Raw genomic sequence first — 12,869 nt, forward strand, 5'->3', positions numbered from 1 at the left:
CGCCCCCGGCGACGGAGGCGGCACGGTACGTCCGGCGGAGCGGCAGGGCACCGTCGGTGCGGGTAGCATTGCCCATTGCTGACCGGACGGTGAGCCGTTCGAGAGGCGCGAGAGACCAGACCGGCCGACGCACGGTCGGTTTCCCCGGCGAGCGGTGAGGAGGCCGGTGTCCCACGATGTCGTCCCTCCGGTGGAGGGCACGGTGCACCCGACAGGTGACGCGAACGGCTCGCTGACCGACCCCGACGGCGCCACACCGGCCGTGGCCGGGGTGCCCGGTACGGTACGCCCCAGCGCTGACGTGGCGGTCCCCAGCGCGGCCGACGGCGGGTCCGTCGCAGCCGCCGGTGACCCGTTGCCGAGCAGCGGGTTCGGGCTGTCCAACGCGCCCACCGGGCGACGGGTCCGGGCGAGGCTGGCGCGGTTCAACGCGCCGTGGCAGTCCTCCCAGGTCAGCGAGGTGTTGGAGCCGCTGATCTCGTCACACCGGGAGAACCACCCCAAGGCGGACGCCCGGCTGCTGCAACGTGCCTTCGACACCGCCGCGCGGTGGCACTCCGGTCAGTACCGCAAGTCCGGCGACCCGTACATCACCCACCCGCTGGCGGTGGCCACCATCCTGGCCAACCTGGGCATGGACACCACCACGCTGGTCGCCGCGCTGCTGCACGACACCATCGAGGACACCGAATACTCGCTGGACCAGATGCGCACCGACTTCGGCGGCGAGGTCGCGCTGCTGGTCGACGGCGTCACCAAGCTCGACAAGGTCAAGCTCGGCGACGCGGCGAAGGCCGAGACGATCCGCAAGATGGTCGTCGCCATGGCCAAGGACCCCCGCGTCCTGGTGATCAAGCTGGCCGACCGGCTGCACAACATGCGGACGCTCTCCTTCCTGCCCGCGCCGAAGCGGGAGCAGAAGGCCAAGGAGACGCTGGAGATCCTCGCCCCGCTGGCCCACCGCCTGGGTATGAACACCATCAAGTGGGAGCTGGAGGACCTCGCGTTCGGGACGCTGTTCCCGAAGCGGTTCGAGGAGATCAACCGGCTGATCGGAGAGCACCAGCCGCAGCGCGAGGCGTTGCTGCGGCAAGTGACGCAGAAGGTCCAGGTCGACCTGAAGGCCGCCAAGATCAAGGCGGAGACGACGGGTCGGCCGAAGCACCTGTACTCGATCTACCAGAAGATGATCGTGCGGGGTCGGGACTTCAACGACATCTATGACCTGGTGGGTGTGCGGATCCTGGTCGACACGGTGCGGGACTGCTACGCGGCGTTGGGGGTGATCCACGCGAACTGGCAGCCGGTGCCGGGGCGGTTCAAGGACTACATCGCGATGCCCAAGTTCAACATGTACCAGTCGCTGCACACCACGGTGATCGGGCCGACCGGCAAGCCGGTGGAGATGCAGATCCGGACGTACGCGATGCACCGTACGGCGGAGTTCGGTATCGCGGCGCACTGGAAGTACAAGGAGAAGGGCACCCAGATCGTCGGGCCGCCGGCGCACATCGACGAGATGACGTGGCTGCGGCAGTTGCTGGACTGGCAGCGGGAGGCGGCGGACCCGAGCGAGTTCCTGGACGCGTTGCGGTTCGACCTGTCCAGCCAGGAGGTGTACGTCTTCACCCCGAAGGGCGACGTGATCCCGTTGCCGACGGGGTCGACGCCGGTGGACTTCGCGTACGCGGTGCACACCGAGGTGGGGCACAAGTGCATCGGGGCGCGGGTCAACGGCAAGTTGGTGCCGTTGGAGTCGACGCTGTCCAACGGCGACGTGATCGAGATCTTCACCTCGAAGTCGGAGACGGCCGGGCCGACGCAGGACTGGTTGGGATTCGTCAAGAGTCCCCGGGCGCGGACGAAGATCCGGCAGTACTTCAACAAGGAGCGCCGCGAGGAGGCGATCGAGGAGGGCAAGGACGCGATCGTCAAGGCGATGCGCAAGCAGGGCATGCCGTTGCAGCGGATGCTCACCTCCGACAACCTGATGGCGATCGCCCGGGACCTGCACCTGGCCGATGTGGCGTCGCTGTACGCGGCGGTGGGGGACAGTCAGGTCTCCGCGCAGTCGGTGGTGCAGAAGCTGATGGCCACCTACGGCGGCGAGGAGGGCGCGGCCGAGGACATCGCCGAGACCGCCGTGGCCACCCGGCCGCCGCGCAGCCGGGCCTCCAGCCACGACCCGGGTGTGGTCGTACGCGGCGTCAGCGACGTCTGGATCAAGCTGGCCCGCTGCTGCACCCCGGTGCCGCCGGACACGGTGTTCGGCTTCGTGACGCGCTCCGGCGGGGTCAGCGTGCACCGCGACGACTGTGCCAACGCCGAGGATCTGCGCGCCCAGGGCGAACGGGTGGTCGAGGTGAGCTGGAAGCTCACCTCCGCCTCGACGTTCCTGGTCGCCATCCAGGTGGAGGCGCTGGACCGGCACAAGCTGCTGGCGGACGTCACCCGGGTGCTCTCCGAGGAGCGGGTCAACATCCTCTCCGCCACCGTCACCACCACCCGGGACCGGGTGGCGGTGAGCCGGTTCAGCTTCGAGATGGCCGACCCGAAGCACCTGGGGCACCTGCTGGCCGCCGTCCGCAAGGTCGACGGCGTCTTCGACGCCTACCGGGTGACCTCCGGCGCCTGACCGACCCGCCTCGTTCCGTCCCCGGGGACCCGGCGCCGCCGCTGTGGTCTCCGTCCCTCACGCCGCTGGCCTGGTCCCTGACGATGCCCGCCCGCGTCACCCACCCGCCGTCGTCCGTCCACCCGCGTCGCCCGCGCGTCGCCCCGCGCCCGACGCCCTCGCCTGCGCCCCGCGCGTCGCCTGCGTCGATCATGGACTTATGGCTGATCTTATGGGTGCTTTGTCCTCCTATGCGCCAGCCACAACTCCATGATCGCGGGGGCAGGGGGCAGGGGGCAGGGTAGGTGGCGGGTGGGGTGGGGGATGACGAAGCGCCCGTCGGCTGGGCCGACGGGCGCTTCGTGGTGTGCGGGGGAGCTCAGCCGGTGGGTGCGCTCATGGTGAGGTCGGTGATGACGATCTCCTTCTTCGGGTGACCGCCACCGGCCTGCTGGGCGAACGCGCCGTCGTCACCGGCCTTGGCGACGTCGTTGACGATGTCCATCCCGTCGGTGATCGTGCCGAGCACGGTGTAGTTCGGGTCCAGCGGCGAGTCGCCGTAGACGATGAAGAACTGGCTGCCCGTGCTGGCCGGCTGACCGGAGTTGGCCATCGCGATGACGCCGGCCTCGTACGGCGGACGCTTGTCGGTGGGCAGGTTCTCCTCCGGCATGCGGTAGGCCGGGCCGCCGGTGCCGTCGGTCTCCCGCCAGCCGTCGCCGGTGGAGCTCGGGTCACCGCACTGGAGCACCTTGATGCCCTCGGTCACCAGGCGGTGGCACTTGGTGTTGTCGAAGAAGTTCTGCTCGGCCAGGTGGGTGAAGCTGCCCGCGGTGCACGGCACGGCCGCCCGGTCGATGCGGGCCGTGATCGGACCGAGGTTGGTGGTGATCGTCATGGTCTGGGTGCCGACCCGGCTCTGCTCGGTGTCCGGCAGCCCGACGTCCTTGGTCGTCGGGGTCCGCTCACCCGCCGGGATCTCCACCCAGCCGCACTCCGCGGTGCTGCCGCCCTGGGCCGCGGTGTCGCCGCCGCTGTCGTCGCCGATCAGGTTGGTGGCGAGCCAGGCCGTGCCGGCGACCACCAGCAGCAGGACCACTCCGGCCCCGACCACCGCCTGGGTCTGGCGGCGCTTGCGCGCCCGCGTCGCCCGCTCGGCCATCTCCTTCTCGAGCCGGGCGCGGGCCGCCGCGCGCTGCCGCTCTCTGGTGGACGTCACGCCTCGATCCTCCTGGACTGTATGTGGATGCCGCTGCGGTGGGTGGAACCGCCGGGTGTCGCTCAGCCGGCGCTCGCGCTGGCCTCGGGTGCGCCGGAGGCCGCCGGGCTCGCCGTGCCGTTCGGCGTCGGCTCGGCCGGTGACGCCGGGTCCAGCCCCGGCTCGCCGACGGTCAGGCTCTGGATGACCACGTCGTCGTCCTTCGGCTTGACCTTCTCCCCAGCCTCATTCTCCACGGTCGGCAGGGCGCCGATCTTCTCCACCACGTCCAGGCCGCCGGTGACCCGGCCGATGACCGGGAAGGCCGGCTCGGCGGTGGTGAAGTCCTCGAAGAAGATCAGGAACTGGCTGCCGTTGGCGCCCGGCGGGTTGCTGATCATCGCCACCGTGCCCTTGGGGTACGTGGGCGGTGAGTCCGGCGACGGGCTGGGCGACGCCTCCGGCGCGGTCGGCACGTTCTCGTTGTGGAACGAGTACGACGGGCCGCCGAGGCCGGTGCCGCTCGGGTCGCCGCAGCGCACCGCCCCGTCGGCGGTGATCTCGTGGCACTTGGTGTCGTTGTAGAAGCCCTGCCCGGCCAGGTGGGCGATGCTCGCGGCGGCGCACGGGGCATTCGCCAGGTCCAGTTCGACCGAGATCGGGTCGCCCTGGTTGGTGGTGATCGTCATCGGCCGGGTGCCGGTCACCGGCAGACCGGTGGCGGCCGGTTCGCCGACCTGGCGGAGGTTCGGGTTGCCCTCGGTGTTCTGCGGGGTCCAGAGGCAGACCTCGTCGTTCGCGGTGTCCTGCGTCGGTTCGCGGTCGAAGGCGCCCAGCGCCCACGCCGAGCCGGCGACGACCAGCACGAGGATCAGGGCGGTACCGACACCGGCTCGAATGCGCCGACGGCGCCTGACGGTGGCGGCCCGGCGGGCCTGTTGCCGGTCGAGCTTGGCCCGCGCCAGTTTGCGCTGCCGGTCCCTGCTGGAAGCCACCCGTGCTCCCCTTTCCTCTACCCTGGTCGTCACCTGGTGGTCGCGTACCCGTCGGGCGGCAGGTGCGCCACGCCACACGCCCGCCAGAGTGTACGGGTACCGGCTGGGAAAGTCGTGTACGAGGTCGTTGCACATCCGCATCGGAGTCCGTCACTGCCCCCGCGTGCCGCGAGGACCGAGCGGTCCGGGTCCGCCGGGGACGCCGGTAGGCTGCTGGCGAGGACGACTCGACGGAAGGGGAGCGGACGTGCTCGTGGCCGGCTTTCCCGCGGACGCCTTCGGCACCAACTGCTATGTGGTCGCCGCCGCGCCGGGGGAGCAGTGCGTGGTGGTCGACCCCGGCATCGGGGTGATCGACCGGCTCGACGCTCTGCTCGCCGAGCACCGCCTGCACCCGGCGGCCGTCCTGCTCACCCACGGGCACCTCGACCACACCTTCTCCGTGGCGCCGGTGTGCGGGGCGCGTGGCATCACCGCGTACGTGCACCCGGCCGACCGGGAGATGCTGGCCGACCCGACGAAAGCCCTGTCGATGGACCTCACCCAGCTCTTCGGTGGCCGGCTGCCGTACGCCGAGCCGGAGGACGTCGCGGAACTGGCCGACGGCACGACGCTCAGCCTCGCCGGGTTGGAGATCACCGTCGACCACGCGCCGGGCCATACCGGCGGGTCGGTGCTGTTCCGGCTGCCCGGCGCCGGCTCGCCCTGGGAGGCGGAGCAGATCTGCCTCTCCGGTGACGTGCTGTTCGCCGGCTCGATCGGCCGCACCGACCTGGCCGGCGGCGACATGCCGACGATGGTCACCAGCCTGCGGGACAAGATCCTCCCACTCGCCGACGACACCGTCGTACTGCCCGGCCACGGCCCCACCACCACCATCGGCCGCGAGCGCGCCACCAATCCGTACCTCGTCGAGGTGGCCGGGATGGACGGCGGACGACCGGCGGCCCCCACCCGCGGCCTGTAGCCGCCGCGGACCAGGACCTCCCCGCGCCGCGCGCGGGTGCCGAAGGAGCATCATGAGCAAGCCCACGCCCATCTCCGGCTTCCCGGAGTGGACGCCCGCCCAGCGGATGATCGAGCAGTACGTCCTGGACCGGATCCGGTCCACCTTCGAGCTGTACGGCTTCGCGCCGCTGGAGACCCGGGCCGTCGAGCCGCTGGACCAGTTGCTGCGCAAGGGGGAGACCTCCAAGGAGGTCTACGTGATCCGGCGCCTACAGGGCGATCCGGAGGGTCCGGCCGGTGACGACGCCCTCGGCCTGCACTTCGACCTGACCGTGCCGTTCGCCCGGTACGTGCTGGAGAACGCCGGCAAGCTCCAGTTCCCGTTCCGCCGCTACCAGATCCAGAAGGTGTGGCGGGGTGAGCGTCCGCAGGAGGGGCGGTACCGCGAGTTCCTCCAGGCCGACATCGACATCGTCGACCGGGACACCCTCGCCGGGCACCACGAGGCGGAGATGCCGCTGGTCATCGGCGACGCGCTGCGGGCGCTGCCGATCCCACCGGTCCGCATCCAGGTCAACAACCGCAAGATCTGCGAGGGCTTCTACCGGGGCATCGGGCTGACCGACCCCGAGGCGGCGCTGCGCGCGGTCGACAAACTCGACAAGATCGGCCCGGCCGGTGTGGCGGAGCTGCTGGCGACCACGGCCGGGGCGAGCGAGGCGCAGGCCAAGGCGTGCCTGGCGCTGGCCGAGATCTCCGCGCCGGACGCCTCGTTCGCCGACGCCGTCCGCGCGCTCGGGGTCGACGACCCGTTGCTGGACGAGGGCGTCGCGGAGTTGACCGCCGTGGTGGAGACCGCCGCCGCGCACTCGCCCGGCCTCTGCGTGGCCGACCTGCGCATCGCCCGGGGCCTGGACTACTACACCGGCACCGTGTACGAGACGCAGATGATCGGGTACGAGAAGTTCGGCTCGATCTGCTCCGGTGGCCGGTACGACAACCTGGCCAGCGCCGGGACCACCCGCTTCCCCGGAGTGGGCATCTCGATCGGGGTGACCCGGCTGCTCGGGCTGCTCTTCGGCGCCGAGGCGCTGACCGTGTCGCGAGAGGTGCCGACCTGCGTGCTGGTGGCGGTGACCAACGAGGAGCTGCGGGCCGACAGCAACCGGGTCGCCGAGGCGCTGCGGTCGCGGGGCGTACCCACCGAGGTGTCGCCGAGCGCGGCGAAGTTCGGCAAGCAGATCCGGTACGCGCAGCGGCGCGGCATCCCGTACGTCTGGTTCCCGGGTGCGGAGGGTGCCCCCGACGAGGTGAAGGACATCCGCTCCGGTGAGCAGGTCGTGGCGGCGGCGGGGGAGTGGGCGCCTCCTGCGGCGGACCTGCGACCGCTGGTGAGCTAGGCCGCGGGTGCGGACGTCGCTGGCTCTCTCGACGACGTCCGCACCCGCGGCGGCTCGGATGCAAGGAAGGGCACGGATGTAAGGAGGGGGCCCTTCCTATACACGAGGCGTTAGGAGGGGACCCCTCCTTACCCTCACTCCTGGGGAAGCAGCAGACAGCTCGACGTGGCGTGCGCGACGAGGCGGGACTGCCCGTCGGTCAGCCGGGCCTCGGCCAGGGCGGTCCGCCGGCCGCGTTGCAGCACGGTGCCCTCGCAGCGCAGCGTCCCGGAACGGATGGTCACCGGGCGGAGGAACTTCACGTTCAGGTCCAGCGAGGTGTAGCCCACACCGACCGGCAGCGTGGTGTGCACGGCGCACGCGGCGGCGGTGTCCAGCAGCGTGGAGAGCACGCCGCCGTGCACGGTGCCGAGCGGGTTGTAGTGGAACTCCTGCGGCTCCAGCTCGACGACGACCCGGCCCTCATCGGCCTCCATCCGGGACATGTCGATCAGGTGCATCACCGGCGGAGCGGCCAGCTCTCCGGCGATCATCGCGCGGAGCAGTTCCAGTCCGCTGCGCCGGCCGACCTGGGCGGCGTTCAGGCCCGGGTCGGACCAGGAGAAGGTACGGCTGCGCGTCGCACCCTGCGTCTGCGTCATGGACGCAGCCTGGCAGTGCTTGCTGGGTCTGTCAATCAGACCTAGCCTGGCGAGTATGAGACCCGTGGCCCTGGACTGGTCGATCGACAACTGCACGGTCGCCCGCGCCATGGAGATCCTCGGCGAGAAGTGGACCCTGGTGGTGCTCCGCGAGGTGTTCAGCGGGGTCCGCCGCTTCGACGACATGCGGGTACGCACGGGCGTACCTCGGCAGGTGCTGACCAACCGGCTGGCCACACTCGTCGCGCAGGGGGTGCTGCGGCGCGAGCCGTACCGCGAGCCGGGCAGTCGGCTGCGGCACGAGTACCGGCTCACCGCCAAGGGAATGGACCTGTGGCCGGTGCTGGTCACCGTGCTGGCCTGGGGGGACCGCTACCTCGCCGACCCGGAGGGGCCACCGTTGAGCGTCGGACACCGCGACTGCGGCGCCGAGATCCGGGCGGAACTGCGCTGCGCGGACGGGCACCACGTCACCGAGCCGCGTGACGTGGTGCCGCGTCCGGGGCCGGGTGCCCGTCGACGGTGACACCCGGCCGGTCACCGGCGGTGAGGCCGGACCGGTGTCCGGCGGTGGGGCCCGGCGCGGGTTCCGGTGCTGCCGCCGGGCGGTCTCCGGTGGCTACCAGGCGAAGCCGGCGGGGTAGGAGACGTTCGCCAGGACCTGTTGGCCGCCGGCGTTCGGGTGGAAGTAGTCCCAGCCGGAGAGCTGGGAGAGGGCGAACGGGTAGCCGAAGACGGCGTTGCCGTCGTACCGGCAGTTCGAGCCGTACGCGGCACAGGCCGCCGCGAGCTGGCCGTTGAAGTCGACCACCCGCTGCCGGACCCGGTTGCGTCGGTCCACGTCGGCCTGGGCGGTGGAGGTCGGGTTGGCCAGCAGCGACTGGCAGATCCCGAACAACGACCAGGCGGTACGCGCGCTGCCGCTGTCCTTGCCGACCGTCCAGAGTCGGTGCACGTCGGGGATGCTGATCACGAAGACCCGGGCGTTCGGCAGCCCGGACTTGAGCCGGTTCAGCGCGGAGTCGATGTTGGCCCGGAAGGTGGACACCGAGGTCATGCTCGACTCCGAGCCGGTGCAGGCGTCGTTCGCGCCGATCAGGATCGTCACGTACCCGGCTCCCTGGCTGACCGCGGTGGCGGCCTGGTCGCTCAGGTCGGCGGACTTCGCGCCGGTGCGGGCAGCGTTGTGGTTGCGGCCGTTGATCGCCGGTTCGGCCCGGCGGATCCGCAGATAGTGGCTGTTGACCGTGGAGTCGTCGCCGGTGCTGAACGATCGGCTGGTGCAGTCGACGTACCACCCGCAGGCGTTGAAGCCCCGGGTGATCGAGTCGCCGAGGCTGGCCATCGAGGTCGGTGCCGGGCCGGGTGCGGCCAGGGCGGGCGCGGTGGCGAGCAGAACGAACGCGGTGACGCCGGCAAGGGTGGCCAGCGCGCGTCGGACGAGGGTCATGGTGGCCTCCGGTTCACGGTTGCCGGGTGGCGGCGGTGACCAGAGCGTATAGACGACCGTCTGTGTCCACAATGTTGCGCAGCGATTACTTCGAGGCGGTTGGTCGATTCGGCCGGAGTCGGGGCTTGTTGACGATCTTAAATGTGTGAATACTTTCCCTCGCTCGGCCATTTCCCCAGGTGGCCGAGTTGCCCCCGCTCCTGTCGACGTGACAGGGCATGAAACCCCCTACCGGGAGGCTGTTACATGCGACCCACAAGGTCAATGCTTCGCCGCGTCGGTTCCGTCGCCGCCGCCGGAACTCTCGTCGCCGGCGTACTGGCCGGCGCGCCGGCCCACGCGGCGCCCGCGTCCGCCACACCCGACGCCGCGGCGGCCCTCGCCGACCGCCTCGGTGACCGCGCGGCCGGCGCCTACGCCGACGCCAGCGGCACCATGGTCGTCGCGGTGACCGACGCCGTCGCGGCCCGCCAGGTGGCCGCCGCCGGTGCGACCCCCAAGCTGGTCAAGCGAGGCGCGGCCGAGCTGGACCGGGCCACCGCCGCGCTGGAGCGCTCCGCCGCGATCCCGGGCACCGCCTGGTGGACCGACCCGGCCACCAACCAGGTCGTCGTCTCCGTCGACAGCACCGTCACCGGGGCCAAGCTGGAGCGGGTCAAGGCCGCCGCCGCGCGCACCAACGGCGCCGTCCGCATCGAGGCCGAGGCCGGCGTGCTCAGCACCCGCATCTCCGGTGGCGAGGCGATCTACGCACAGGGCGGCGGGCGCTGCTCGCTCGGCTTCAACGTGCGTGCCGGCAGCACCTACTACTTCGTGACCGCCGGCCACTGCACCAACATCGCCGCGAACTGGTACAGCAACTCGGCGCAGACCTCGCTGCTCGGCTCGCGCACCGGCAGCGTCTTCCCGGGCAGCGACTACGGCATCGTCCGGTACGCCAACCAGAGCGTCGTGCAGCCGGGCAACGTCTACCTCTACAACGGCACCTACCGGGAGATCACCGCCTCCGGCAGCGCGTACGTCGGGCAGTCGGCGCAGCGTTCCGGCAGCACCACCGGCGTCCGCAGTGGCTCGGTGACCGCCCTCAACGCCACCGTCAACTACGCCGAGGGCCAGGTGCGCGGCCTGATCCGGACCAACATCTGCGCCCAGCCGGGTGACAGCGGCGGCTCGCTGTTCAGCGGCACCATCGCGCTCGGCCTGACCTCCGGCGGCAGCGGCAACTGCAGCATCGGCGGCACCACGTTCTTCCAGCCGATCGGACCGGTGCTGAGCCGGTACGGGGTCAGCGTCTACTGATCCGTACTCGGGTACCTGACCTTCTCCTCCGCCAGCGGGCCGCCGGATTCCTCCTCCGGCGGCCCGCCCGGCTTGCGCGTGAAAGGAAGGGCACCTTGTTAACGCCTGCGGTAGAGCACGGGTCCCCTGCTAACGCTGCCGGCGCGCTGCTGTTAGCAGGGGCCCCCTGCTATGCACGAGGCGGTAGCAGGGGGCCCTTCCTTGCACACCCGGGGAACGAGAGCGGGTGCGGGCTGACAGAATGCCGGGAGCAACGGACGTAGAGCCAGACGAGGGAGACGCACGTCGTGATCCGTACCCATGACGCCGGCAGCCTGCGCGCGACGGACGCCGGCACCACGGTGACGCTCGCCGGGTGGGTGGCCCGCCGGCGCGACCACGGCGGTGTCATCTTCGTCGACCTGCGCGACGCCACCGGCGTGGTCCAGGTCGTCTTCCGTGCGGAGGACGCGCACGCGCTGCGCAACGAGTACTGCGTCAAGGTCGTCGGTGAGGTCACCCGCCGCCCGGAGGGCAACGAGAACCCGGAACTGCCCACCGGCGAGATCGAGGTGACCGCCGCCGAGCTGGACGTGCTCTCCGAGGCCGCCCCGCTGCCGCTGCCGATCGACGACCAGGTGGTGGCCGGCGACGACGTCCGTCTCAAGTACCGCTACCTCGACCTGCGCCGGGGCGGCCCGGCCCGGGCGATGCGCCTGCGGTCCCGGGCCAACCAGCTCGCCCGTGGTGTGCTGCACGAGCGGGACTTCCTGGAGATCGAGACGCCGACGCTGACCCGGTCCACCCCGGAGGGCGCCCGCGACTTCCTGGTCCCGGTCCGCCTGCAACCCGGTAGCTGGTACGCGCTGCCGCAGTCGCCGCAGCTGTTCAAGCAGCTCCTCATGGTCGGCGGCATGGAGCGGTATTACCAGATCGCCCGCTGCTACCGCGACGAGGACTTCCGGGCCGACCGGCAGCCGGAGTTCACCCAGCTCGACATCGAGATGTCCTTCGTCACCGAGGACGACGTCATCGACCTCGGTGAGGAGATCGCCGCCGCCCTCTGGTCCGACCTGGCCGGGTACGAGATCCCCCGGCCGATCCCGCGGATCACCTGGCACGACGCCCTGGCCCGGTACGGCTCGGACAAGCCGGACCTGCGCTACGGCGTGGAGCTGACCGAGCTGACCGACTACCTGCGCGGCACCCAGTTCCGGGTCTTCGCCGGGGCGATCGACGCGGGCGGCTACGTCGGCGCGGTGGTGATGCCCGGCGGGGCGAGCCAGACCCGCAAGGAACTGGACGGCTGGCAGGACTGGGCCAAGGCGCGCGGTGCCAAGGGGCTGGCCTACGTGGTGCTGGACGCCGAGACCGGTGAGCCGCGCGGACCGGTGGCGAAGAACCTCTCCGCCGAGCACCTGGCCGGGCTGGCCGACGCGGTCGGCGCCAAGCCGGGCGACGCCGTCTTCTTCGCGGCCGGTCCGGAGGCCCGTGAGGCACAGGAGCTGCTCGGCGCGGCCCGGATCGAGATCGCCAAGCGGGCCGGTCTGGTCGACGAGAGCGCCTGGGCGTTCTGCTGGGTGGTGGACGCCCCCATGTTCGAGAAGACGGACGACGGTGGCTGGACGGCCGTGCACCACCCGTTCACCTCGCCGAACGCCGAGTGGGTCGACCGCTTCGAGGAGGCACCGGACCGGGCGCTGGCCTACGCGTACGACATCGTCTGCAACGGCAACGAGATCGGCGGCGGCTCGATCCGTATCCACCGCCGCGACGTGCAGCAGCGGGTCTTCGACCTGCTCGGCATCACGCCGGAGGAGGCGCAGGACAAGTTCGGCTTCCTGTTGGAGGCGTTCAGCTACGGCCCGCCGCCGCACGGCGGCATCGCGTTCGGCTGGGACCGGGTCTGCATGCTGCTGGCCGGGGTCGACTCGATCCGCGAGGTCATCGCCTTCCCGAAGACGCGCGGCGGCTTCGACCCGCTGACCGGCGCGCCCACCCCGATCACCGGGCAGCAGCGCACCGAGGCCGGCATCGACGCCAAGCCCAAGCCCGCCCATGTCCCGCACACCGGCACCGCCGGCCCGGCCGCCCCGGTCGCCGACCCCACCTGACCGACACCGCGTGCGGTCGGCGGGCCAGCAGCCCGCCGACCGCACGCCTGCGTCGCGGGCCGTCGGTGTGTCGCGCCCCGGCAGCGGTACGTCTGGACTCGACCCGCGCGGCCACGCTGCTGCGGACGCGGTTGCGGGGCGTCACCGAGCTGCTCTCCACCTGAGCCCGACTCGATCACCTGCGCCCGGCCCGGGTGCACAGTTTCTATGCACAGAACTTGTGCATAGAAA

The 12,869-nt window shown here is 71.3% G+C and carries 10 protein-coding genes; 6 read left to right on the forward strand and 4 right to left on the reverse strand.

The genetic code is table 11. From position 1 onward, the window contains the following. Positions 1–190 precede the first annotated feature (190 nt). Positions 191–2,635, forward strand: a complete 2,445-nt coding sequence (locus ACIBMZ_RS27980) for a RelA/SpoT family protein (RefSeq protein ID WP_396698958.1) — start codon at positions 191–193, stop codon at positions 2,633–2,635. A 358-nt stretch (positions 2,636–2,993) separates the two neighbouring features. Here the strand turns inward: ACIBMZ_RS27980 and ACIBMZ_RS27985 are convergent, their stop codons facing one another. Both ACIBMZ_RS27985 and ACIBMZ_RS27990 read right to left on the reverse strand, forming a co-directional pair. After that, positions 2,994–3,833, reverse strand: a complete 840-nt coding sequence (locus ACIBMZ_RS27985) for a peptidylprolyl isomerase (RefSeq protein WP_396698869.1) — start codon at positions 3,831–3,833, stop codon at positions 2,994–2,996. 62 nt (positions 3,834–3,895) lie between these two features. Next, on the reverse strand, positions 3,896–4,807 hold the full coding sequence (locus tag ACIBMZ_RS27990; RefSeq protein ID WP_396698871.1) for a peptidylprolyl isomerase: 912 nt from the start codon (positions 4,805–4,807) through the stop codon (positions 3,896–3,898). Positions 4,808–5,054: 247 nt separating this feature from the next. On the opposite strand from ACIBMZ_RS27990, the gene ACIBMZ_RS27995 reads away from it, so the two are divergent. Together ACIBMZ_RS27995 and hisS are read left to right on the forward strand one after the other, a co-directional pair. Next, positions 5,055–5,774, forward strand: a complete 720-nt coding sequence (locus ACIBMZ_RS27995) for an MBL fold metallo-hydrolase (RefSeq protein WP_396698872.1) — start codon at positions 5,055–5,057, stop codon at positions 5,772–5,774. Positions 5,775–5,826: 52 nt separating this feature from the next. Next, positions 5,827–7,155 (forward strand): histidine--tRNA ligase, encoded by a 1,329-nt coding sequence (gene hisS / locus ACIBMZ_RS28000; RefSeq protein WP_396698874.1) that lies wholly within the window; start codon positions 5,827–5,829, stop codon positions 7,153–7,155. A 134-nt stretch (positions 7,156–7,289) separates the two neighbouring features. On the opposite strand, the gene ACIBMZ_RS28005 is transcribed toward hisS, so the two are convergent. After that, a complete protein-coding gene (locus ACIBMZ_RS28005) occupies positions 7,290–7,796 on the reverse strand; it encodes a PaaI family thioesterase (protein ID WP_396698876.1) in 507 nt (168 codons plus the stop codon). Between the two features lie 55 nt (positions 7,797–7,851). Here ACIBMZ_RS28005 and ACIBMZ_RS28010 point away from each other — a divergent pair, with 55 nt between their 5' ends. Further along, positions 7,852–8,322, forward strand: coding sequence for a winged helix-turn-helix transcriptional regulator (locus ACIBMZ_RS28010; protein WP_396698878.1), 471 nt, complete (start codon positions 7,852–7,854; stop codon positions 8,320–8,322). A gap of 93 nt (positions 8,323–8,415) precedes the next feature. On the opposite strand, the gene ACIBMZ_RS28015 is transcribed toward ACIBMZ_RS28010, so the two are convergent. Next, positions 8,416–9,246 (reverse strand): SGNH/GDSL hydrolase family protein, encoded by an 831-nt coding sequence (locus ACIBMZ_RS28015; protein WP_396698880.1) that lies wholly within the window; start codon positions 9,244–9,246, stop codon positions 8,416–8,418. Between the two features lie 246 nt (positions 9,247–9,492). Between ACIBMZ_RS28015 and ACIBMZ_RS28020 the strand changes: the two genes are divergently transcribed. Beyond that, complete coding sequence (locus ACIBMZ_RS28020; protein ID WP_396698882.1) at positions 9,493–10,545, forward strand: S1 family peptidase; 1,053 nt, start codon at positions 9,493–9,495, stop codon at positions 10,543–10,545. Positions 10,546–10,832: 287 nt separating this feature from the next. Next, the gene (gene aspS / locus ACIBMZ_RS28025; protein WP_396698884.1) at positions 10,833–12,638 is read left to right on the forward strand and encodes an aspartate--tRNA ligase; all 1,806 of its coding nucleotides are present in this window, start codon (positions 10,833–10,835) and stop codon (positions 12,636–12,638) included. Positions 12,639–12,869: the final 231 nt, after the last annotated feature.

This window comes from Micromonospora sp. NPDC049900, from assembly GCF_044461025.1.
In the GTDB taxonomy this organism is placed as follows: Bacteria; Actinomycetota; Actinomycetes; order Mycobacteriales; family Micromonosporaceae; genus Micromonospora.

Bases quoted from the DNA above. Each gene is read 5' to 3' on its own strand.
- hisS (WP_396698874.1), top strand. From the start codon at position 5,827: ATGAGCAAGCCCACGCCCATCTCCGGCTTCCCGGAGTGGACGCCCGCC.
- ACIBMZ_RS28005 (WP_396698876.1), bottom strand. From the start codon at position 7,796: ATGACGCAGACGCAGGGTGCGACGCGCAGCCGTACCTTCTCCTGGTCC.
- ACIBMZ_RS28010 (WP_396698878.1), top strand. From the start codon at position 7,852: ATGAGACCCGTGGCCCTGGACTGGTCGATCGACAACTGCACGGTCGCC.
- ACIBMZ_RS28015 (WP_396698880.1), bottom strand. From the start codon at position 9,246: ATGACCCTCGTCCGACGCGCGCTGGCCACCCTTGCCGGCGTCACCGCG.
- ACIBMZ_RS28020 (WP_396698882.1), top strand. From the start codon at position 9,493: ATGCGACCCACAAGGTCAATGCTTCGCCGCGTCGGTTCCGTCGCCGCC.